This is a genomic window from Williamsia serinedens (assembly GCF_024171725.1).
Classification (GTDB): domain Bacteria; phylum Actinomycetota; class Actinomycetes; order Mycobacteriales; family Mycobacteriaceae; genus Williamsia_A; species Williamsia_A serinedens.
Genome location: NZ_JAMTCG010000003.1, coordinates 656,016 through 676,787 on the forward strand (window position 1 = coordinate 656,016; position 20,772 = coordinate 676,787).

Genomic DNA, 20,772 nt, shown 5'->3' on the forward strand with positions numbered 1-20,772 from the left:
CCGATAGGTTGTGACGGTGACCGACTCCGAACTCGTCCTGCGGCGGGCCACCGACGACGACTGGCCGGCGATCATCGCGGCCGACGCGCGCGCGTTCGCGTTCATCCACCCCCTCGACGCCGAGGCCGAGGCGGACATCCGCAGCAAGCTGCGCGACGGCGACGTGGTGGTGGTCTACGACGAGTCCGGTCCGGTGGGTCCCGTGCTCGCCGGTGTCGCGATGTTCTATCGCATGACGCTGACGCTGCCGGGCGGCGCGCGCGTCGACCTGCCGGGGCTGTCGTGGGTGTCGGTGGCGGCGACACACCGTCGCCGCGGCATCCTGCGGCGGATGATCACCGAGCTGTTCGACCAGTGGGAGCGGGAGAAGTCGGTCTTCTCCATCCTCACCGCCAGCGAGGCCACGATCTACGAGCGGTTCGGTTACGGGCCCGCGTGTTTCGAGCAGAAAGCCGAGATCGACCTGTCGAAGGCGGAGCTCCGGGAGCCGCCGCCGGCCTGGACGCCGGTGCGGTTCGCGACCGCCGAGCAGGTCCGTGAACTCGTCCCCGACCTGCACGACCGCTGGGCGTCGATGAACCCGGGCGCGATCGTGCGGTCACGGGTGTGGTGGAACATGATCTTCGCCGACCGGGAGATGTTGCGCGACGGGCAGAGTGCGCTGCACTATCTCGTGCACCCCGACGGCTACGCCAGCTACCGGATCAGCCACGAGGGCGGGAAGGCCTCGGCGAACGTGTCCGAGTTCTTCGCCGTGACCGACGCCGCCCACACGGATCTGTGGCGGGTCCTGCTCGGGCTCGACCTCATCCCGACGATCCACGTCTCCATGCCCGTCGACGATCCGCTGCCGATGAAGCTGACCAACCTGCGGGCGCCGAAGATGACGGCGCTGTCGGACTCGATGTGGTTGCGCATCATCGACATCCCCGCGGCCCTCGAGGCGCGCACGTACTCCGAGGACGTCGACGCCGTGCTCGAGATCACCGACCGGTTCCGCGGCAACGGCGGGCGTTTCGCGTTCACGGTCCGCGACGGTGTCGCGACGGTCTCGGTCACCGACGACCCGGCGACGGTGCGGATGGACGTGTCGGTGCTGTCGAGCATCTACCTCGGCGGCTACCGCGCAACGGAGTTCGCGGCCGCCAACCGGCTGTGGGCGTCGGACCACGCCACACTGTGCGAATTGGACCAGGCCTTCCTCACGGATCGGAAGCCGTTCTCCGGCACGTTCTTCTAGGAGCGCGATGGACGACGCACAGATCTTCGCCGCGATCGCCGACGAGCGCCGTGTGCTCGCCGATGTCCTCGACGGGCTCGACGACCGGCAGTGGGCGACGCAGTCGCTGTGCGGTGCGTGGGATGTCCGGGGCGTCGCGGCGCATCTCCTCGGGCCCACCGTCACCGGCATCCCCGAGGTCCTCTGGCTCGTGCTCCGGGCGCGGGGGAACTTCGCGAGGTCGAACATGGCGCTGACCGACCGCGTCGTCGCCAAGTACGGCGCCCGGCTCCCACAGATGCTGCGCGCCAACGCCGATCACCGGTTCACGCCGCCCGGCGGCGGTCCGATCGCACCCCTCACCGATCTGCTGATCCACGGTCAGGACATCCGTCGTCCGCTCGGACTCGCGCGGTCGTTCGACCCCGACCGGCAGCGCGCCGCGCTCGACTTCCTGACCTCCCCCGCCTCGCGCCGCGGGTTCGCTCCGCTGCGCCTGCCGATCCGGTGGGTCGCCGAGGACATCGGCTGGGAGTCGGGGACGGGAGCGACGGTGTCCGGCACCGCCGAGGCCGTGATGCTCGCCCTCACCCGACGTCCCGTCGTCCTCGACGAGCTGTCGGGTGACGGCGTCGGCGTCGTTCGCACCGCCCTCCACTGACCGGATTCACCACGGCGCAGGCGATTTTTGGCACGGTCGGCGGGATCCACCGCACGGTCGGCGGGACCCACCGCACAGTCGGCGGGATCTGGTGCACGCTCGGCGGCGCGGGAACGCAGCTGATCAGCGCGTGACGCCGACCTCGGCGGTCGCGTCCGGCGTCGTCACCGCGTCGTCTGTCGCCCGGACCCTTCTCTGTGCAGCCGCACCGAAGACCGCGGCCGCCGCCACCGCCGAGACCGCGCTGATCGCTCCACCCACGACGAGCGGCGCGCGGGGGTCGGTGACCTGGGCCAGCCAGCCGAGCAGCGGGCTGCCCAGCGGCGTCCCGCCGAGGAACGCGAGCATGTACACGCCCATCACCCGTCCGCGCATCGACGAGTCCACCGACAGCTGGACGATGTTCATCGCCGCCGTACTGAAGGTGAGCTGCGCGGCGCCCACGGGGATCAGGACGACGGCGACGAGCGCGAACGTCGGCATCAGTCCCGCGACCACCTCGAGGACACCGAACGCGATGGCCGCGATCATCAACTGCCGCACCCGTGCGGGGCGCTTGCGCCGCGCCGCCATGGTCGCCCCGGCGAGTGTCCCCACCGCCAGCACCGTCGACAGCAGCCCGTACCCACCGGCGGATCCGGCGAAGGTGTTCTTCGTCAGCAGCGCCAGCGACAGCGGGAAGTTGAGCCCGAACGTCGACACGAAGAAGACGGTGGTGAACAGGGCGACGAGGTGCGGTCGGGCCCGGATGTAGCGCAGTCCCTCGACCACCGAGCTCCGGCCACGGGCCCTCTCGCTGCGGTGGAGTTCCCCGGTCCGCATCATCAGCAGACCGGTCAGCACCGCGACGAACGTCGCCGTGTTGACCAGGAACACCGGCCCGGTGCCGATCGCCGTGATGAGCACCCCGGCGATCGCCGGCCCGATGATGCGGGCGGTGTTGAACGTCATCGAGTTGAGCGCGACCGCGTTCGGCAGGTGCTCGGGTCCGACCATCTCGACGGTGAAGGACTGGCGGATCGGGGCGTCGACCGCCGAGATGCAACCGAGCGCCAGGGACAGCGCGTAGACCTGACCGAGCGTCGCGACGCCGAGTGTGTCGGTGACACCGAGGATCAGCGCGCACGCGGCCATGCCGATCTGGGTCAGCATCAGCAGCTTCCGCTTGTCGAAGCGGTCAGCGAGGGCGCCCGCGGGCATGGACAGCACGGCCGTCGGGCCGAATTGCAGGGCCATCACGATCCCGATGGCGACGCCACTGTTGCCGGACAAGTGCAGAACCAGCCAGTCCTGGGCGATCCGCTGCATCCACGTCCCGACCAGCGATACGACCTGCCCGCCGGCCCACAGACGGTAGTTCCGTACCCCGAGGGACGAGAACATGGTGGGCAGCGGCACTTGATCGATGGTAACCGCCACTAATCAGAAGGGTCGCAACCCTTCCGCGCACATCCGCCGAAGCGGACGGATCAGTCGTCGCCGGCGACGATCCCGGACATGATCTCGACGGCGCTGCGCAGGGTCGCCTGCTCCTCGTCGCCGAGCTTCGCGAGCTGACCGCGAAGCCACGCCTCGCGGGCGTGGGTCTCGTCGGCGATGACCTTCTGCCCCAGGTCCGACAGGGTGACGATGATCTGGCGGCCGTCGGTGGGGTGCGGGTCGCGCTTCACCATGCCGAGGTCGGCGAGGGAGGCGATGACGCGGGTCATCGACGGCGGCTGCACGCGCTCCTGCGCGGCCATGGCACCGGGCGTCATAGGTCCCTGTTGCGACAGCGTGTTCAGAGCGGAGAGCTGGGTCAGCGACACGGTCGACGTCGCGCGGCGTCCGCGCAGGTGCCTGGCCAGGCGAACGACTGCCAACGACAGGTCACTGGCCAGATTGTCGTCTTTCCCACTCACGGGCTCAACAATAGGACACCGCAACTGGAATGCACGACGAACTACCGATGCGAACACGCCGGTCGCGGCGGCGCGTCGCGGCGTGTCCCTCGCACGGATGACAGGTCAGGAGTCGATCAGCGACTCGATCGGGCCTTTCGCGAAATACAGGACGAACAGGACGGCGACCACCCACAGCAGCGGGTGGACCGAGCGGACCTTCCCGCGTGCCGTCGCGAGCACCACCCAGCTGATGAACCCGACGCCGATGCCGTTGGCGATCGAGTAGGTGAACGGCATGACGACGATGGTGAGGAAGCACGGCAGCGCTACCTCGAACCGGGTGAGGTCGATGTGCCGGATCTGGGCGATCATCAACGCGCCCACCACCACCAGCGCCGGCGCCGCCGCCTCCAGCGGGACGATCGAGTACAGCGGCGTGAAGAACATCGCGACGAGGAACAGCACGCCGGTGACGATGTTCGCCAGACCGGTCCGCGCTCCCTCCGCGATGCCGGACGCGGACTCGACGAAGACGGTGTTCGACGACGATGACGCGGCGCCGCCGACGATGGCGCCGGCGCCCTCGACCGCGAGTGCCCGGCCGATGTTCGGGAGGTTGCCGTCCTTGTCGGCCAGACCTGCCTCCCGGCCGAGACCGGTCATCGTGCCCATGGCGTCGAAGAAGTTCGACAGCACGAGGGTGAAGACGAACACCGACGCCGACAGCACACCGATCCGCACGAACGCACCGAACAGGTCGACGTCGCCGACGAGCGAGAGGTCGGGCAGATCGCCCACGGCCTTCGGCCACTCCGGGATGTTCAGGCTCCAGCCCGACTTCCCGTTGCCGGACGCGGGCAGGTCGGCGAACGCCTGCACGATCACCGCGATGATCGTGGTGACGACGATGCCGATGAGCAGTCCGCCGCGGACCTTGCGGACCACGAGCACGCCCATGATGAGGACGCCGAGCACGAAGATCAGCGTCGGCAGGGTGGTGATCGAGTTGCCGTTGCCCAACCCCACCGGGACGGTCGTGCCCGCGGCGTCGGGGACGCGGGTGACGAAGCCGGCGTCGACGAGGCCGATGAACGCGATGAAGCAGCCGATGCCCGCCGCGATCGACGCCTTCAGCTCGGTCGGGATGGCGGTGAACACCCGCGTCCGCAGACCGGTCACCGCGAGCAGCACGATGATGATGCCGTCGATGACGACGAGGCCCATCGCCTCGGGCCAGGTGACCTGGGGGGCGATGCTCACGGCGAGGAGGCTGTTGATGCCGAGCCCGGTCGCGATGGCGAACGGGTAGTTGGCGATGGCCCCGAACAGGATCGACATGATGCCCGCGACGAGCGCGGTCACGGCCGCGACCGCGGCGATCGGCAGGACGTTGCCGAGGACGTCGGCGTTGCGCTCGCTGCCGGCGACTCCACCGATGATGATCGGGTTGAGCACCACGATATAGGCCATCGTGAAGAATGTGACGAGGCCGCCGCGGACCTCCTGCCCGAACGACGAACTGCGTTCGGTGATCTGGAAATAGCGGTCCACCCGGCCGCGGACACCGTGGGGTGTCTCGGTGGGGGTCTCGTCCGTGGTCGTCGCCAGCTTGTCGAGCTCCTCCGACACGCCTACCTCCTCGCCTCCGCGGAGGAGGCCACCCGGGGGCGGACGTTGTCCACCCGTCGCGGGGGACCTTACGCTGGCCGTCGTGAGCACGAACGACGGTCCGCAGCCCTCCGGCCCACCCGGCCCGGACGACCTGCCCCGTCTGCCGCACTGGCTGGCCGAACCGGCGAACGTCGTCTACGTCGGGATGGCCTGCTGGCTGGTCGCTACCATCGTCGTGGCCGCGGCCGGGATCGGCTCCACCTCGACTCTCGTCAGCTGCCTCGTCGGGCTGGCGGTCGGCCTCTTCGGCACGACGATCTTCACGCTGCAGCGTCGCTCGAGTCGGCGGGGCGACCGCGCCGCGCAGCGCGGCCTCGACTGACCGCTCCCCCCACCGCGAGCGCCATCACGACCCACAGCGCGCCGATGACCCATCCCGCGACGACGTCGGTGGTCCAGTGGACGCCGAGATAGACACGGCTGGCACCGATCAGGGCCGACGCGACGGGTGCGACAGCGAGGACCGCCGCGTGGGCCCGCACCCACGTCGACGTCCGCCATGCCGCGACCGCCACGAGTCCCAGCACGATCGCCGACATCATCGCGTGGCCCGACGGGAACGAGTACGTGTCGATGGCGAGCACGCGGAACCGCTCCGGCGGTCGCGGGCGGGCGACCCCGTACTTCAGTGCCTGCATCAGCAGCCAGCCGGTCGCCGACCCCAGCAGGACGGTCAGGGCGAGCGCCCGGTGACGTCGCCACAGGACCACCGTCGCCACCACCGCGATCAGCGTCATCGCTGCCGTGTTGCCCACCGTCGTGATCACCCGGAAGACCGACGTCAGCCAGTCGACGCGGTGGTCGGCGACCCACTCGGTGACGTCGCGGTCGAGGCCTGGGGTCATCGTCGGGTCCCGTCGTCGCGTGTGAGGTGGTGGATCCCGGCGTCGTCGACCCACCAGTCGACCTCGACGGTCCGGCGCACACCGTCGCGCTCGACGTCGAGGCGCAGCACGTCGTGCAGGCGCACCTCGCCGGACGGGAGCCCGATCCCGCGAGCCACCGCGAACGCCAGGGACGCGGGGTCGTCCGACCACGTGGACGGCACGCCGGGTTCGGTCGGGGTCACACGCAGGGCTTCCGACGCGGTCGGGAGGTCGAGCACCGTGGCGAGGTCCCGAGCGGCGTCGGCGGTGACGGGCGGGGTGAGGACGACGGCGTCGGCCGCACCCACCGCGGGCAGCAGCCAGGGCAGGTCCACCACGACACCGTCGGTGGTGGCGCCGCCGGTGACCGCGCGCACACGGTCGGGCGGGTCGAGCCGGTCCAGGTCCAGATCACCTCGTCGGTGCGCGCGGACCAGCGCGGCGTGCGCGGCGGCGGCCACCCCCGGCGTGACGGGGCGGGCGGGGTCGCCGAGACGATCCACGACGAGCGCGGCGAGGTCGGTCGTCGTGATCTCCGTGCCCGCGAACGCGGTCGCGACGGCAGCGGCGTCGGGGTGGTCGGCGACGTCCAGGAGACCGGTGAACGTGGTGTCGTCGGGTGCGCGCAGATGGCCGAGGGGCACCCCGTCGAGCCGGGCGAACCGTCTCAGCCACCAGGCGGTGTACCCGTCGGGATCGGCCATGGCGTCCCGACAGTCGGACTGCGCGGCGAGCAGCGACAGCGCCTCCCGCCATCGGTCCGGGTCGACGAGGTCGAGATCGCGGACGGCGACGACCCGCTGCGGCTCGTCGGCACGCGTGTCCCACCAGAGGTCCTCGTCGGGCAGGTCGTGGTCGGGACCGACGGGCATCTCGTCGGTGACGACGGTGAACCCCCAGCCGACGCCGATGCGCCGCAGCACATCCGGCCCCCACCGGTCGACGCAGGCGTCGGCGACGACGCCGAACGGCGAGTCGTCGACGAGCACACCCCGCAGCGGGCTGTCGGGGAGGAGGAGTTCGTCGGCGGGACGGTCCTCCCCGTCGCCGTCGGGCAGTGGCAGACCACCGAGCCACGGCGGGGTCGGTGCGTCGGTATCGGCGGCGACGAGAGTCAGGACCGCCTGGACGACAGCGTCGTCGGGGTCGCCGTCCTCCAGGACGGCCTGCAGCGCCGGGTCGTCGAGGACCTCGGCCACCGAGACCCGTCGGGCCCCGAGGCGGTCGAGCAGCGGGTGGTCGGCGTCGGGGTGCACGGTGGCGATCCAGGAGATCTCGACCTCGCCGAGCGCGGCGGCCACCTCGGGCGTCGGTGCGTCCACGACGACGAGCCCTCGCGCCCCGACCGCCATCCGCCCGTCGGCGCGCGGGACGGGGACGGTCGCGATCGCCTCGCGCACGCGGTCGTCGACGACGACCGGCGTCAGCGCCTCGTACAGGTCGCGCCACCACGTCGGCGGGCGATCGGTGCCGGTGAGCGTGTCGCACAGCGCATCCCACGACAACTCCGTCACGCCGACGGACCGCAGCAGCGACAGCGCGGCCTGATCGCCCAGGCTCGGGTGGCCGACACGGGCGTCGAGGACACCGTCGACGATGTCGGCGAGCAGGTCGATGAGGGCGGCCGGGGCGCCGGGGACGACCACGGCACGCTCGGGTGCGACGACGTCACCGGACGCGGTGGGCAGCCACGGCCCGGAGGTCAGGTCGGCGACGACGGCGGCGCGCAGGCCCGCGTCGACCGGACCGGCCGGGATGGTCGGGGTCGGGACGGCCGCGAGTCGCACCGCGGGGTCCAGCGCGAGAGCGAGCCGGTGGTATCCGAGTGCGACGGAACCGATCTCCGCCGACGGGTCGAGCGTGCGCCGGTCCGGCGTCAGGGCGACATCGGCGACACACAGGGCGGGCACCGTCAGTTCCACGTCGGTGACCGTGGGTGCGTGCAGACGTTCCAGTTCCAGGGGTCGCGGCGTGGCTGTGGTCCCGGGCATGAGCCACCGTGAACCACGCGTCGTGATCTGGACCCACGACCGGTCGCCGACGGTGAGCTCGTCGTGGGCGGGGTCGTCGATGGTCTCGACCGTGCGCCGAACGGCTGTGCCCTGCACGGTGATCGACTCCAGAGCGAGGAGCTCGACCAGCAGCATCGGGGCCTGCTCGGCGGCGGCGGCCACGAGCGCGTCGGCGTCGGACCGCGGCGTCAGCACCACCTCGGTGTCGAATCCGTCCCTGGGCGGCGTCGGATCGGGCCAGGCCAGTCGCAGCAGCGGCGCCCGGACGACCGGGTCGGCGATGCCGTCGGCGGCCAGAGCGTCGGCGGTGCGCGCACGCGAGAACAGCACTCCCCCGTCGCGCGACCGGACGGCGACCTCGTCGGCGACCGCGGCGACGGCGCTGAACCCGACGCCGAACCGTCCGACGGTCGCGTCACCGGCCTTCGCCGAGACCCGCAGCGCGGCCAGCGATCGCACGCCGGCGGCGGTGAGCGGTTCACCGGTGTTGGCGACGCTCACCGTGCCGTCGTCGCGGAGGCGGATGTCCAGTCGCCCCGGCGATCCGGCGATGGTCGCGGCGTCGGCGGCGTTGGCGGCGAGTTCGGTGACGACACGGTCGCGGTAGCCGATGCGCGCGAGGTCGTCCTCGGCGGCGGCGTCCTCGGCCAGGCGGGTGGGCGAGGCGGCCCACGCCGCGAGCACCGTCGCGCGGAGCGACGCGGTGTCGAACGGGTCGTCGGGCGTCACCGCCGACAAGATCAGCTGCGGCTGTCGGTGGCGACGGCGTCGGGGGCGACGACCTCGATGGCGCCGTCGTCGTAGGCTTCGTAGGCGGGCGAGCCCTCACCCGACGGTGCGACGGCGTCGGAGTGTGCGCCGCAGCCGTACTCCGCGGACACGACGTGCCCGTCGGCGGCGTACTCGTTCGCGCAGACCCCGAACGCCACCCGCAACGAGCCGGCCAGCGGCAGGTAGAAACCGCATGTACCGCACGAGAAACGGGTCGCGGCCGCCATCTCGCTGTCGGGTCCGTGATCGCCGGTGTACCAGCGGTCGGCGGCCTCGTCGCGTCCTTCGCGGCTCAGCACACGACGGCGGCCCAGTCCGAGCGCGAGGTGGATGTCGGTGGCCTCGTCGAGCAGTCCGGTCGACTCGAGCTCGGCCGCGTCGACGTGGTTGGGGACCAGACGGGGGTCCTCGGGTGGCGCGGCGAGCGTGTCGCCGGGTCCGAGATCGCCGGGCGCGATCCGCTCCGACCACGGCACCCAGTCCGGTGCGGTGAGGGCATCGCCGCCGGGCAGCAGCGCGACCTCGCTGACCGTCACGACGGGCTCACCGTCGGCGTCGTCGGCCGGGCACGTCGCGAGCACCACACACCAGACCCACCCGCGGTAGCCCGGCAGATCGGCGGAGAAGTAGTGGGTGACGGTGCATTCGCCCTCGACGACCGCGTCGAGGTGCTCACCCACCGAGGTCTCACCGACGGCGACGGCGGCGTCGCGCGCGACGTCCACGGCGGCGGAGACGGTGGCCTCCAGGCGTGCGCGGACCTCGGGGTCGATCGCGGGCCGTTCGTCGGCGACGGGAGCGGCGTCCGCGACGTCGGCCGTCGTCTCCGGCGCGGATGTCGGAGAGGCGTCCGACGGCTCGTCGGCGGGCGGGGTCGTCTGCGAATCGGCGTCGGTCACGTCGGTGTCCACGCCCTCCAGTCTGCCGTATCCGCACCTCGTGGCGCCGCTGCGGGTGCAGGCGCGGCCTGGTCGTCACGCCGCGTGGCACCGTGCGACGCCGTCGCGGCATAGGGAAGAATGGACCCGATGAACCGGCCTGGCGACCGACGCGCGGACGCACCCCGGCGCTCGCGGTTGGATCCGCGTGAACGCCGCGGTGACGCCACCCGCCGGATGCCCGGTGCGCCGCGCCGCCCCGAGGAACACCCCGGCGCCGTGAACTACCCCGTCGACGAGGGACGAGAGGCCCAACCGCGTCGTGGTGGTCGGCCGCAACCGCCCCCGGGCCCACCACGCCGCGGCCCGTCGAAGGCCGACGCGTACCGGCCGCCCCCGACCCGCAACCCCCACCTCGACCCGATCGACGCTCCTCGTGTGGACGACGAGCGGGAGCACGAGGCCGCGCCGCCCGGTCCGTTCGGTCCCGACGGCCGCGCCATGCCCCGCAAGCTGACCGTGACGCGCGTGGCCGCGTTCCGCGGTCGCCAGCTGACGTCGAAGGGTGTCGGGCGGGTGCGCGCCGCGGCGACCGCCGACGGCGCCGACCGGTCGGGACTCACCGCGCTGACCCTGCCCGTCGTCCTCAACTACGCGGTCGACGCGGCGATGACGGTCGCCCTGGCCAACACGCTGTTCTTCGCCGCCGCCAGCGCGGAGAGCAAGGGCAAGGTGGCGCTCTACCTGGCGTTGACCATCGCCCCGTTCGCGTTGATCGCGCCCCTGATCGGGCCCATGCTCGACAAGCTGCAGCGGGGACGTCGCATCGCGATGGCGACCACGTTCGGACTGCGCGCCCTGCTCGCCCTGCTGATCATGGCCAACTCCGGGTGGGACCCGGCCTCGAACCAGCTGACCTACGACCCGTGGGTCCTCTACCCCAGCGCGCTGGGGCTGCTGGTCCTGTCGAAGTCGTTCGGCGTCCTCAAGTCGGCGGTCACCCCGCGCGTCCTGCCGCCGTCCATCGATCTGGTCCGGGTCAACTCACGGCTGACGACGTGGGGGCTCGTGGCGGGCACCGTCATCGGCGGCGCGCTGGCTGCGCTGTTCGAGACGGCGCTGGGACGCGTTCTGCCCCTGCACCTCCCGGGCGCGTTCGTGCTGCTGCTGATCCTCGCCGCGGTCGCGTCGTACGCGTGCATGCGCATCCCTTCCTGGGTGGAGTCGACCGCGGGCGAGATCCCGACGACGCTGACCTACCACGGCGAACCGCCCGCACCCGAGCCGCGCCGCAAGTCGTTCACCCCGGCGGCACTCGCCGCGACCATGCGCCAACCGCTGGGACGCCATGTCCTGACCGGGCTCTGGGGCAACGGGACCATCCGTGTGCTCACCGGCTTCCTCACGCTGTACATCGCGTTCTACGCGAAGTCGAACCAGGGCAACCACTCCGGCTGGGTCCAGCTCGCGCTGATCGGGTCGGTCGGTGCGGCCGCCGGCATCGGCAACTTCGTCGGCAACGCCGCCGGTACCCGCCTCGAACTGCGCAATCCGCAGCGGATCGTCGTCGCGTCGACGGCGGCGAGCCTCGCCGTGTGTGTGCTGGCCGCGGTGTTCGGGTCGATCGTCCTCGCGGCGCTCGCCGCGCTCGTCGCGTCGGGCACCAGCGCGATCGGCAAGGTCTGCCTCGACTCGTCGATCCAGAACGACCTCCCCGACGAGTCGCGCGCCTCGGCGTTCGGGCGGTCGGAGTCGGTGCTGCAGCTGTGCTGGGTGCTCGGCGCCGCGCTCGGTGTGCTGCTGCCGCCGACCCTGTGGATCGGGTTCACCGTCGTCTCGGTCATCATGGCGATCGGAGCCGTGCAGACGATCGTCACCGACCGCGGGGCGACGCTGGTCCCCGGACTCGGCGGCCGTCGTCCCGACCAGGCCATGCCGACCGGGGGCATCCCGATGGGCACGCACGGCGGACGGGAGGAGAGCACGTGGGCTCGCTGACGCGAGGCGAGAAGAAGTTCGGGCTGATCGCGGCGGCGGTGATCCTGGTCGCGGCGCTCGTCGTCGTCGGGTCGGTCTACCTGCTCACCCGCGACGGGTTCGACGAGAAGCCCTACGTGCAGGCCACCACCGGCAAGCGCCTGGTCACCGTCGAGCCGACGATCTTCTGCGGCATCGACCTCTCCGACTGCGAGCAGGGCGAGCCGGGCACGTTCGCCAAGAAGCTGCCCGTCCCGGCCGGACAGAGCGTCCTGGTGTCGGTGAGCAAAGAGATCGCGTCGGCGCCCTGGGTGCTCACCCTCGAGTACCTGACCCCGCGCGGTTTCGAGCAGCGCCCCCCGCAGTTCTTCGCGCCGAACGAGAAGTTCTCCTTCACCGCGCGCTCCACGCCCGACGCAGTCCTCAGCACCGTCGAGGTGCGGCTGCCGTCGAGCCGCGTCGACACCTCCGGCGCGCCGATCACCCGCGCCTTCTGGTCGATCAGCACCCTGCCGCCGGGCACGAAGGTCCCCGCAGGCGCGTCCTAGACGGCCTGCGACGTCGCGCGACTCAGTGGTCGAGTTCGCGCGCGACCGCGCGGACGACCTCCGAGATGCGCTGCGCGGTCTTGCGGTCGGGGTAGCGGCCCTTGCGCAGGTCGGGCTGGACCTTCGCCTCGAGGAGCGTGATGAGGTCGGCGACCATGCCGTGCAGCTCGTCGGGGGTGTGGCGCTTGGCGGCCTCGCGGGCCGCCTCACGGTGGTTCTTCGCGACACTCGGCGCGGGGTCGAGCACGGTCACCGACAGGGCCTGGGGTCCCCGTCGGCCGGCGGCCATGCCGAACTCGACGCGCTGGCCGGGCTTGAGGGACTCCACACCACCGGGCAGCGCGCTGGACCGGACGTAGACGTCCTCACCCTCGTCCTGCGAGAGGAAGCCGAAGCCCTTCTCCGCGTCGTACCACTTCACCTTGCCGGTCGGCACCGTGTCACCTTCAACTCTTGTCGGATGTCGCTCCATGACGAATGCGCCCACCGGACGGGGTGGAAGCCCCTCGGAGGACGCATCGATGTCCCATTCTACCGCGCACCGTCGGAAAGTCCGCACTCGTCACGGCGTCGCGCGACCCCGCGGATGGCCGGTCCACCGGCCGCCGGTCTACCGTTTGACCATGCGAGAACAGCCGAGCGACCGGCTCCTGCACGTCGCCCTCGCCGTCTTCGCGATCGGCCTGGTCGCCACGATCACGATGTTCGCGGTGCCCGCCCTCGACGACGGTGTCCGCGCCCCCGTGTGGGTGTACGCACTGACCCTCGGGCTGCCGATCGGGTTCGTGCTCGCGATCGTGTTCGCACTGCGGTCGGGGCGTCGCCGTCCCGGCCTGCACGACGACGACAGCCGGGGGACCCGATGACCTTCCACGCCGTCGAGACGTTGCAACCGGCCACCGACGGCAAGGCCCTCCGCCGCGCCTACAGCTGTTTCCCGTCCGGGGTCGTCGGTGTCTGCGCGAAGATCGACGGCGCCCCCGTCGGGATGGCGGCGAGCTCGTTCGCGACGGTCTCGCTGGAGCCGGCGCTGGTGTCGCTGTGCGTCCAGCACACGTCGTCGACGTGGCCGCGGCTGCGGTCGGCGCCCAGCCTGGGCCTGAGCGTCTTCGCCGCCGACCAGGAGGCGCTGTGCACACGTCTCGCCGGCCCGGCCGCGCACCGCTTCGACGGGTTCGACCCGCTCGTCGCCGACACCGGTTCGGTCTTCGTCCCCGGGGCGGCGGCCGTCCTCGACTGCACCGTCTACAACGAGGTGCCCGCGGGCGACCACGTGCTGGTCCTCCTGCGCATCGACACGCTCGACGCGGACCCGTCGGTGGAGCCCCTCGTGTTCCACGCCAGCACCTTCCGCGCCCTCGAAGCCCGTTCGGAGACGTCTACGCTGGGGGGATGACCACCATCGGCCTGGGGATGCCCGTCGCGGGGCCGCCCCGACAGCCCGACATCACGGGCATGCCGACGGCCGGACCCATGGTCGACACCCACGGCCGCGTCACCCGTGATCTCCGGGTGTCGGTGACCGACCGGTGCAATCTCCGCTGCACCTACTGCATGCCCGCCGACGGCCTCGACTGGCTGCCCGCCGACGACCTCCTCTCCGCGTCGGAGATGATCCGGCTGATCCGCATCGCCGTCGGCGAGTTCGGGGTCACGTCGGTGCGGTTCACCGGTGGCGAGCCGCTGCTGCGCCGCGACCTCGTCGACATCGTCGGCGCGGTCCGTGCCCTGCCGGACGCGCCCGAGGTGTCCATCACGACGAACGGGCTGTCGCTGCGACGGCACGCCCGCGCTCTCGCCGACGCCGGACTGTCCCGCGTCAACGTCTCCCTCGACACCGTCGACCGTGAGCGGTTCGCCGCGATCACCCGGCGCGACCGACTGCACGATGTGCTCGACGGCCTGGCCGCCGCGCACGAGGCCGGTCTGCGCCCGGTGAAGGTCAACGCCGTCCTCGATCCCGACGGCGGTCTCGAGGACGCGCCTGCGCTCCTGCGCATGTGCCTCGAGAACGGCTACTCGCTGCGGATCATCGAACAGATGCCGCTCGACGCCGACCACGCCTGGTCGCGCACCCGGATGATCACCGCGGCCCAGGTGCACGAACGCCTCGCCCGCGACGTCGAGCTGCTCCCCGACCCCCGTCCGCGAGGAGCCGCGCCGGCGCAGACGTGGCTCGTCGGCGGTCACACCGCCCTCGACCGTGAGGGCAGGGAGGTCCCGGCGCGCGTCGGCATCATCGCGTCGGTGACGCGTCCGTTCTGCGGCGACTGTGACCGCACCCGACTGACCGCCGACGGCCAGGTGCGGACGTGCCTGTTCTCGACCACGGAGACCGATCTGCGCGCGCTGCTGCGCGACGGCGCCGACGACGAGGCGGTCGCCCGCGCGTGGCGGGTCGCGTCGTGGGGGAAACTGCCGGGCCACGCCATCGACGACCCGTCGTTCCTGCAGCCCGACCGCCCCATGTCGGCGATCGGCGGATGACCGGCTCGACGCGGCGCCGGGTGGAGGTGCGCTACTTCGCGGCGGCGGAGGCCGCGGCCGGGCTGCACTCCGAGGTCGTCGAGATCGAGCCGTCGACGACCCTGACCCAGTTGCGCGACCGGCTCGGCCACGCCCGCCCGGGGTTGGCCCGCGTCCTCGACCGCAGCTCGTTCCTGCGTGATTCCGTGGTCGTCCGGGACCACGAGGCCCCGCTGGCGGAGGCGTCCCTCATCGAGGTGCTGCCCCCGTTCGCGGGCGGCTGAGGCCGGCTCCGGGTCCGACTGGCCCGATCTGCGAATTCGTGTGCGGCACAGCGTCACAGACGCTCGCCCGTGGAGCACCCGACTTTTCTTCCCGCAGCGTGTCGCGAGAACTGTGAGGTTCTTCACATAACGGCGCGGTCACGGATCGGACACGGGTCGGGTATCGGCCCGCTCACCAGCATCGACGCCGTCACCTCGCCGAAACACGGCCCCGACAGGCCCGATCGTTCGTCGTCCGAAGGTATGACTCGACGCGCTCGACCACGTAGCGTCCGAGGCGGCCACAGCAGTGGTCACCACCAAGCCAGGTCCTGTTCACCGCGCCGAACCTCGTTCCACGGACAGGACCACGTCAGACCAGACTTCAGGAACGAGGACGGGGGACCCACCTCGTCGACGGACACCAGACGGTGAACGGGGTCGACGAGGATCGGGCCGGACAGACATCCGGATCCCTTGGGGTGAAGCTCCGCGACGCGGAGCCGGGCAACCTCTCAGCCCGAACCCGACAGCTCACCTCGCAGGCGCGTGGGGAGAGGAAACACGAACACCTATGTCCGGACGTCATCGCAAGCAGTCCTCCGCCACCCGCACCGCCGCCAAGGTCGTCCTCACCTCCGCCGTCATCGGCGGGGGCGCGAGCGCGTTCTTCGGTGTCGGCTCCGCCTCCGCTGCCACCGACGCGCAGTGGAACCAGGTCGCGCAGTGTGAGTCGGGCGGCAACTGGGCCATCAACACCGGCAACGGCTACCAGGGCGGCCTGCAGTTCAGCCCGAGCACCTGGGCCGGCCACGGCGGCACGGAGTTCGCGCCGACCGCCAACCAGGCCACCAAGGAGCAGCAGATCACCGTCGCCGAGCGCGTGCTCGCCGGCCAGGGCAAGGGCGCATGGCCCGTCTGCGGCACCGGCCTCGGCGCGCCGACCCCGCGCACCGCTCCGACTGATCTGCCGAAGGCGCCGCAGCTGCCCTCGGTCCAGGACGTGAAGGACCAGGCCGCCAAGACGACCGACGACGTGAAGAAGCAGGTCGACGAGATCGTCGAGAACGCCCAGGCCAAGGGCAAGATCGACCCCGCGATCGTCGGGCTGTGGGAGCAGGCCAAGAAGAGCGGCCTGAACCTCTCCGCCGACCAGATCGCCCTGTTCAACCAGAACAAGGGACTGATCCCCTTCCAGTGATCATCACGGTGATCCGGTAGGGCCTCACAGACGAAGGGCCCCGCACGAGACCTCAGGTCCGTGCGGGGTCCTTTTCCATTCCCGGGGCCTCTCAGGCCCGTTCTCGCCCGTCGAGTGGGCGTTTCCGGACGTCGAGTGGGCGGGTTAACACGTCGAGTGGGCGTTTCCAGACGTCGAGTGGGCGGAATCGGACGTCGAGTGTCGTCATCCGCCCAACCAACGTCCGGAATCGCCCAGTCGACGTCTGTAACCGCTCAGTCGACGGGTGAGGGGTCAGGCCGACCCGACCCATTCGTCGGTGCCGTCGGCGAAGTGTTGGTGCTTCCAGACGGGCAGCGCAGCCTTGACGTCGTCGACGACGCGGGAGCACGTCTCGAACGCCGCGCTACGGTGGTCGGCCGCGACCGCCACGAGGAACGCCACGTCACCGATCGCCAGATCGCCGACGCGATGCGACACCGCGATCGCCCGTACACCCTCGACCTCCGCCGCGATCCCGCCGACGACGTCGGCCAGGACCTGCTCGGCGCTCGGGTGGGCCGTGTAGTGCAGTGCCCGCACCGACCGCGCGCTGTCGTGGTCGCGCACGGCGCCGGTGAAACAGACGACGGCGCCCGCGGCGTCGTCGGCGACGAGCCGTTGGTGTTCGTCGGGGTCGAGCACGGCCTCGGTGACGACGGTCCGCGCCACGCGGGCACCGCTCACCGGTGGTCCCCGCCGCGGATCTGGTCGAGCGCGTGGTCGAGGACGGGCTCGAGCACCGCCAGCCCGTCGCGGACGCCGCCCGTCGACCCCGGCAGGTTCACGACGAGGGTGGTCCCGGCGATCCCGGCGACCCCGCGCGAGAGCATCGCCGTCGGCACAGCGTCGGAGCCGGCCGCGCGAACGGCGTCGGCCAGTCCGGGGATCTCACGGTCCAGCACCGGTCGGGTCTGTTCGGGGGTCACGTCGGTGGGCGTCAGTCCGGTCCCCCCGGTGGTGAGTACGAGAGTCGCACCGGCCTCGAGGGCACGCCGCAGCGATCGTCCGACCTCGTCCCCGTCGGCCACGACGTCCACGCGGACGGAGAAACCACGCTCGGTCAGCCACGCCTCGATGAGCGGACCGGTCCGGTCGGGGTACGTACCGGATGCGGCGCGGGTCGATGCGACGACGACGTGTGCCGAACGCTCAGTCACGCGTCCACCGCCCGTGCTTGCCCCCGGTCTTCTCGACGAGGCGGATGTCGGTCATGCTGGCGCGCGGGTCGAGGGCTTTCACCATGTCGTGCAACGTGAGTCCGGCGACCGCGACGGCGGTCAGCGCCTCCATCTCGACGCCGGTGCGGTCGGCGGTGGCCGCGGTCGCGACCACCTCGACGGAGGCGTCGCCGACGCGGAGATCGACGGTGACCGACGACAGCGCCACCTGGTGGCAGAGCGGGATCAGATCGGGCGTGTGCTTGGCGCCCATGATCGCTGCGATGCGGGCTGTCGCGAGGACGTCGCCCTTGGCGACGGACCCGTCGGCGATCGCCGCGACCACCTCGGGGGTGGTCTGGAACGTGCCGGCCGCGACGGCGACACGATCGGTGACGGGCTTGCCGCCGACGTCCACCATGCGGGCGGCGCCGTCGGCGTCGACGTGCGACAGCCGACGGGCCGGATCGGTCACGAGGTCAGCGGTTGACCGTGGTCTTGGCGTGCGTGTACGGCAGCTGGTCGACCGGGAGCGGGAACTCGGTGTCACCGAACGGCGAGAGCGCACCGGAGATCGAGGCGGCGAACTCCGACACCGCGTGCTCGTGATCGCCCTCGTCGCTCTGGGGCCACCCGTTGTCGACGTACCGCTTCTTGCTGCTCTTCTCGGCCACGGGCTCATTCTGCCATGCGGCCCCCTCCCTATCATCGATGAGATGACCTCGTCCGAGCGTGCGCGGCGCACCGCCACGGCGTCCGCACCCGGCACCCTGGCCGAGGATCTCGCCGCCCGCCCCGACGACGCGCTCGTCGCCCTGCTCGCGGCCCGCCCCGATCTGGCGAGTCCGCCACCGGCGGGGACGGCCGTCCTCGCGCAGCGGGCGCTGGCCGCGCCGTCGATCAACCTCGTCGCCGACGACCTCGACCTCCTCGGTGTCGCCGTCCTCGAGCAGGTGATCCGGCTGTGTTCGGCGGCTGCGGGCCGTCGCGCCGACGAGGCACCCGGCGCCGGCACCACCAGCGCCGACGACGTCCGCGACGCCCTCGCAGGACGGGCCGACGACGCCGACATCACCGCCCGCATCGAGACCCTCCGCGACCGCGCGCTGATCTGGGGCCCCGACGACGCCATCCGGACCGCCGCCCACGCTCCCGCCGCGCTCCCGGGGCGGGGTCTGCACCTGACCGGCCCCCTGGCCGAGCTCGACACCGACGCGTTGCGCGCCCGCATCGACGGTCTCGGCGAACGGGAACGCGAACTCCTCGACACCCTCGCCCAGGGGTCGCCGCTCGGGCGGACCCGCGACGCCGCGCCCGGCGCCGACCCCTCCCGGCCCGTCCCCCGACTGCTCGCGCTCGACCTCATCACCCGCGTCGACGACCAGACCGTCGAGCTGGCGCCGGTGGTCGGGGCGCTCGTCCGGGGCGAGCGCACCCGCGGACCGCACGACCTCCGCGAACCCGTGCTGGAGGCTGCCGGTGGCCCGGCCGCCACGAGCGGCCGACGTTCCGGGATCAAGGACGTCGACGCGGCGGCAGGTGGCGAGGCGCTCGAGCTGCTGCGCCACCTCGCGGACACGCTCGACGTCCTCGGGACGACCCCGGCGGCGGTGCTGCGCTCGGGCGGGCTGGGTGTCCGGGAGCTGCGACGCGTCGCCAAGGCCACCGGGCTGGACACGACGCTGCTCGCCTTCGTCGTCGAGGTCGCCGTCGCGGCACGTCTGGTGGACAACGGGTTCCCCGATCCGCCCGTCGGCGTCGGCGAGGCGGTCTGGGCCCCGACCGTCGCGGTGGACACCTGGTCACACCAGCCGGCCGAGAAGCGATGGCAGACCGCGCTCGAGGCGTGGTGGACCATGCCGCGGCGCGCGTGGCTGATCGGCGAACCCGGTTCCGAGGGCTCCCCCACACCCGCGTTGGCGGGCGATCTCCACGACGTCGCCGCCCCGCTCGAACGGCGGATGATCGTGGCCGCGATGGCATCCGCCGACCCGGGCACGTCGGTCGACATCGACTCCCTGATGGAACTGTTGGCGTGGCGACACCCGCGGTGGCAGCGCCGACTGCACCGGCGCTCGGTGGAGGCGACCCTCGACGAGGCGCGCATGGTCGGCGTCGTGTCCCGCGGTGCGCTGTCGTCGGTCGGACGGGCGCTGCTCGACATCACCGTCGACCGGGACCCGCGTCCGACCGCGCCGGAGTCCGACGTCGACAAGACCCTGCGCCTCGCGATGGTGGCCGCGCTGCCCGAACCCATCGACTTCTTCCTCACCCAGGCCGACCTCACCATCACCGTGCCGGGCCCGCTGACACCCGAGCTCGCGACCGAGCTGTCGGCGTTGGCCGACCTCGAATCCGGCGGCGCCGCATCGGTGTACCGCGTCACCGAGGACTCCGTACGCCGCGCCCTCGACACCGGGCGGACGGGCACCGAGATCACCGGGTTCGTCGCCGCGCACTCCCGCACGCCGGTGCCGCAGTCGTTGGAGTACCTCGTCGCCGACGTCGCCCGGCGGCACGGCCAGCTCCGGGTCGGGGTGGCGTCGTCGTTCGTGCGGTGCGAGGACGCGACGACGCTCGCCGCGGTGCTCGCAGCGCCCGTGTCGGAGTCGCTGGCGCTGCGGGCGCTGGCGCCCACGGTCGCGGTGTCGCAGGCACCCCTGCGCCAGGTGCTCGACGAGTTGCGTGAGGCCGGGTTCGCGCCGGCCGGTGAGGACTCCCGCGGCGCGCTCGTCGACATGCGTGACCACGGCATCCGCCTGCCCGGCGGTCGTGGACCCCGACGGGCACCGACCCGTCGTCCCGGTCAGATCGGGCCCGACCGTCTCGCGGCGGTGGTCGAGCGCATGCGGTCGCACGACGCCGCGGAGTCGGCCACACCCGCGCGGGGAAAGGCGGCGGTGAGCGCGGGCAGCGGGGAGTCGGCGACGGCGCTGCTGGCGCTCGCGGTGCGCACCGGACGCCGCGTGCGCATCGGCTACGTCGACGCCCACGGCTCCGCGAGCAGACACGTCGTCGTGCCCTCCTCGGTCGGCGCCGGTCAGCTCGTCACCGGCCCCACCGACGGCGACGACCCCGGCGAGCGCTACTCGTTGCACCGCATCACCTCGGTGGAGCTGCTCGAGAACTAGTTCTGAGCTGCGACGATCCGCGCCGGACGGGGTGGCGTCGTCCTCGT

General features: G+C 72.0%; 22 protein-coding genes and 1 riboswitch. Of the genes, 11 read left to right on the forward strand and 11 right to left on the reverse strand.

The window, feature by feature from the left end; translation table 11 throughout:
- Window positions 1-16 precede the first annotated feature (16 nt).
- Window positions 17-1,240, forward strand: coding sequence for a GNAT family N-acetyltransferase (locus LX12_RS10475; protein ID WP_253654467.1), 1,224 nt, complete (start codon window positions 17-19; stop codon window positions 1,238-1,240).
- A gap of 7 nt (window positions 1,241-1,247) precedes the next feature.
- Entirely contained in the window at window positions 1,248-1,880 is a 633-nt protein-coding gene (locus LX12_RS10480) for a maleylpyruvate isomerase family mycothiol-dependent enzyme (protein ID WP_253654468.1), read from the forward strand.
- Between the two features lie 123 nt (window positions 1,881-2,003).
- Here the strand turns inward: LX12_RS10480 and LX12_RS10485 are convergent, their stop codons facing one another.
- From LX12_RS10485 to LX12_RS10495, 3 genes are all read right to left on the reverse strand, one after another.
- Window positions 2,004-3,263, reverse strand: a complete 1,260-nt coding sequence (locus LX12_RS10485) for an MFS transporter (protein WP_253654604.1) — start codon at window positions 3,261-3,263, stop codon at window positions 2,004-2,006.
- Window positions 3,264-3,349: 86 nt separating this feature from the next.
- The gene (locus LX12_RS10490) at window positions 3,350-3,781 is read right to left on the reverse strand and encodes an Rv0880 family HTH-type transcriptional regulator (protein WP_253654469.1); all 432 of its coding nucleotides are present in this window, start codon (window positions 3,779-3,781) and stop codon (window positions 3,350-3,352) included.
- A gap of 105 nt (window positions 3,782-3,886) precedes the next feature.
- Window positions 3,887-5,371, reverse strand: a complete 1,485-nt coding sequence (locus LX12_RS10495; RefSeq protein WP_253654605.1) for an NCS2 family permease — start codon at window positions 5,369-5,371, stop codon at window positions 3,887-3,889.
- Window positions 5,372-5,474: 103 nt separating this feature from the next.
- Here LX12_RS10495 and LX12_RS10500 point away from each other — a divergent pair, with 103 nt between their 5' ends.
- Window positions 5,475-5,756 (forward strand): DUF2530 domain-containing protein, encoded by a 282-nt coding sequence (locus LX12_RS10500; RefSeq protein ID WP_253654470.1) that lies wholly within the window; start codon window positions 5,475-5,477, stop codon window positions 5,754-5,756.
- Here the strand turns inward: LX12_RS10500 and LX12_RS10505 are convergent.
- The 3 genes from LX12_RS10505 to LX12_RS10515 are packed head-to-tail and all read right to left on the reverse strand — an operon-like array spanning window position 5,695 to window position 9,856.
- A complete protein-coding gene (locus tag LX12_RS10505) occupies window positions 5,695-6,279 on the reverse strand; it encodes a phosphatase PAP2 family protein (protein ID WP_253654471.1) in 585 nt (194 codons plus the stop codon). The two genes, LX12_RS10500 and LX12_RS10505, sit on opposite strands and share 62 nt — an antisense overlap.
- Window positions 6,276-9,041 (reverse strand): sacsin N-terminal ATP-binding-like domain-containing protein, encoded by a 2,766-nt coding sequence (locus tag LX12_RS10510; protein ID WP_253654472.1) that lies wholly within the window; start codon window positions 9,039-9,041, stop codon window positions 6,276-6,278. Before LX12_RS10510 ends, LX12_RS10505 begins: the two co-directional genes overlap by 4 nt.
- A gap of 11 nt (window positions 9,042-9,052) precedes the next feature.
- The gene (locus LX12_RS10515; RefSeq protein WP_425581080.1) at window positions 9,053-9,856 is read right to left on the reverse strand and encodes a DUF3027 domain-containing protein; all 804 of its coding nucleotides are present in this window, start codon (window positions 9,854-9,856) and stop codon (window positions 9,053-9,055) included.
- 246 nt (window positions 9,857-10,102) lie between these two features.
- Between LX12_RS10515 and LX12_RS10520 the strand changes: the two genes are divergently transcribed.
- Together LX12_RS10520 and LX12_RS10525 are read left to right on the forward strand one after the other, a co-directional pair.
- Entirely contained in the window at window positions 10,103-11,959 is a 1,857-nt protein-coding gene (locus LX12_RS10520; protein WP_372504976.1) for an MFS transporter, read from the forward strand.
- On the forward strand, window positions 11,947-12,486 hold the full coding sequence (locus LX12_RS10525) for a DUF2771 family protein (RefSeq protein WP_253654473.1): 540 nt from the start codon (window positions 11,947-11,949) through the stop codon (window positions 12,484-12,486). The genes LX12_RS10520 and LX12_RS10525 overlap by 13 nt, the downstream gene beginning before the upstream one ends.
- Window positions 12,487-12,508: 22 nt before the next feature.
- Here the strand turns inward: LX12_RS10525 and LX12_RS10530 are convergent, their stop codons facing one another.
- Complete coding sequence (locus LX12_RS10530) at window positions 12,509-12,922, reverse strand: cold-shock protein (protein ID WP_253654474.1); 414 nt, start codon at window positions 12,920-12,922, stop codon at window positions 12,509-12,511.
- Window positions 12,923-13,109: 187 nt separating this feature from the next.
- Here LX12_RS10530 and LX12_RS10535 point away from each other — a divergent pair, with 187 nt between their 5' ends.
- From LX12_RS10535 to LX12_RS10555, 5 genes are all read left to right on the forward strand, one after another.
- Window positions 13,110-13,352, forward strand: coding sequence for a hypothetical protein (locus LX12_RS10535; protein ID WP_253654475.1), 243 nt, complete (start codon window positions 13,110-13,112; stop codon window positions 13,350-13,352).
- Entirely contained in the window at window positions 13,349-13,882 is a 534-nt protein-coding gene (locus tag LX12_RS10540; RefSeq protein ID WP_253654476.1) for a flavin reductase family protein, read from the forward strand. The genes LX12_RS10535 and LX12_RS10540 overlap by 4 nt, the downstream gene beginning before the upstream one ends.
- On the forward strand, window positions 13,879-14,973 hold the full coding sequence (gene moaA, locus LX12_RS10545) for a GTP 3',8-cyclase MoaA (RefSeq protein WP_253654477.1): 1,095 nt from the start codon (window positions 13,879-13,881) through the stop codon (window positions 14,971-14,973). The genes LX12_RS10540 and moaA overlap by 4 nt, the downstream gene beginning before the upstream one ends.
- The gene (locus LX12_RS10550) at window positions 14,970-15,236 is read left to right on the forward strand and encodes a MoaD/ThiS family protein (RefSeq protein ID WP_253654478.1); all 267 of its coding nucleotides are present in this window, start codon (window positions 14,970-14,972) and stop codon (window positions 15,234-15,236) included. Before moaA ends, LX12_RS10550 begins: the two co-directional genes overlap by 4 nt.
- 345 nt (window positions 15,237-15,581) lie before the next feature.
- Window positions 15,582-15,779, forward strand: a riboswitch (cyclic di-AMP (ydaO/yuaA leader).
- Between the two features lie 10 nt (window positions 15,780-15,789).
- On the forward strand, window positions 15,790-16,416 hold the full coding sequence (locus tag LX12_RS10555; RefSeq protein ID WP_253654479.1) for a transglycosylase family protein: 627 nt from the start codon (window positions 15,790-15,792) through the stop codon (window positions 16,414-16,416).
- Between the two features lie 273 nt (window positions 16,417-16,689).
- Here LX12_RS10555 and LX12_RS10560 read toward each other — a convergent pair whose 3' ends face one another.
- Genes LX12_RS10560 through LX12_RS10575 form a run of 4 tightly spaced genes read right to left on the reverse strand, consistent with a single transcriptional unit; the run spans window position 16,690 to window position 18,268 of the window.
- Window positions 16,690-17,121, reverse strand: a complete 432-nt coding sequence (locus tag LX12_RS10560; protein ID WP_372504977.1) for a molybdenum cofactor biosynthesis protein MoaE — start codon at window positions 17,119-17,121, stop codon at window positions 16,690-16,692.
- The gene (locus LX12_RS10565) at window positions 17,118-17,594 is read right to left on the reverse strand and encodes a molybdenum cofactor synthesis domain-containing protein (protein WP_253654480.1); all 477 of its coding nucleotides are present in this window, start codon (window positions 17,592-17,594) and stop codon (window positions 17,118-17,120) included. Before LX12_RS10565 ends, LX12_RS10560 begins: the two co-directional genes overlap by 4 nt.
- Window positions 17,587-18,015 carry a cyclic pyranopterin monophosphate synthase MoaC gene (moaC, locus tag LX12_RS10570; protein WP_253654609.1) on the reverse strand — a complete coding sequence of 143 codons (429 nt, stop codon included), beginning with the start codon at window positions 18,013-18,015 and terminating at the stop codon, window positions 17,587-17,589. The genes LX12_RS10565 and moaC overlap by 8 nt, the downstream gene beginning before the upstream one ends.
- Window positions 18,016-18,073: 58 nt before the next feature.
- Window positions 18,074-18,268: a hypothetical protein gene (locus tag LX12_RS10575; protein ID WP_253654481.1), complete on the reverse strand. Its 195-nt coding sequence runs from the start codon at window positions 18,266-18,268 to the stop codon at window positions 18,074-18,076.
- Window positions 18,269-18,310: 42 nt separating this feature from the next.
- On the opposite strand from LX12_RS10575, the gene LX12_RS10580 reads away from it, so the two are divergent.
- Window positions 18,311-20,725, forward strand: a complete 2,415-nt coding sequence (locus tag LX12_RS10580) for a helicase-associated domain-containing protein (RefSeq protein ID WP_253654482.1) — start codon at window positions 18,311-18,313, stop codon at window positions 20,723-20,725.
- Window positions 20,726-20,772 lie beyond the last annotated feature (47 nt).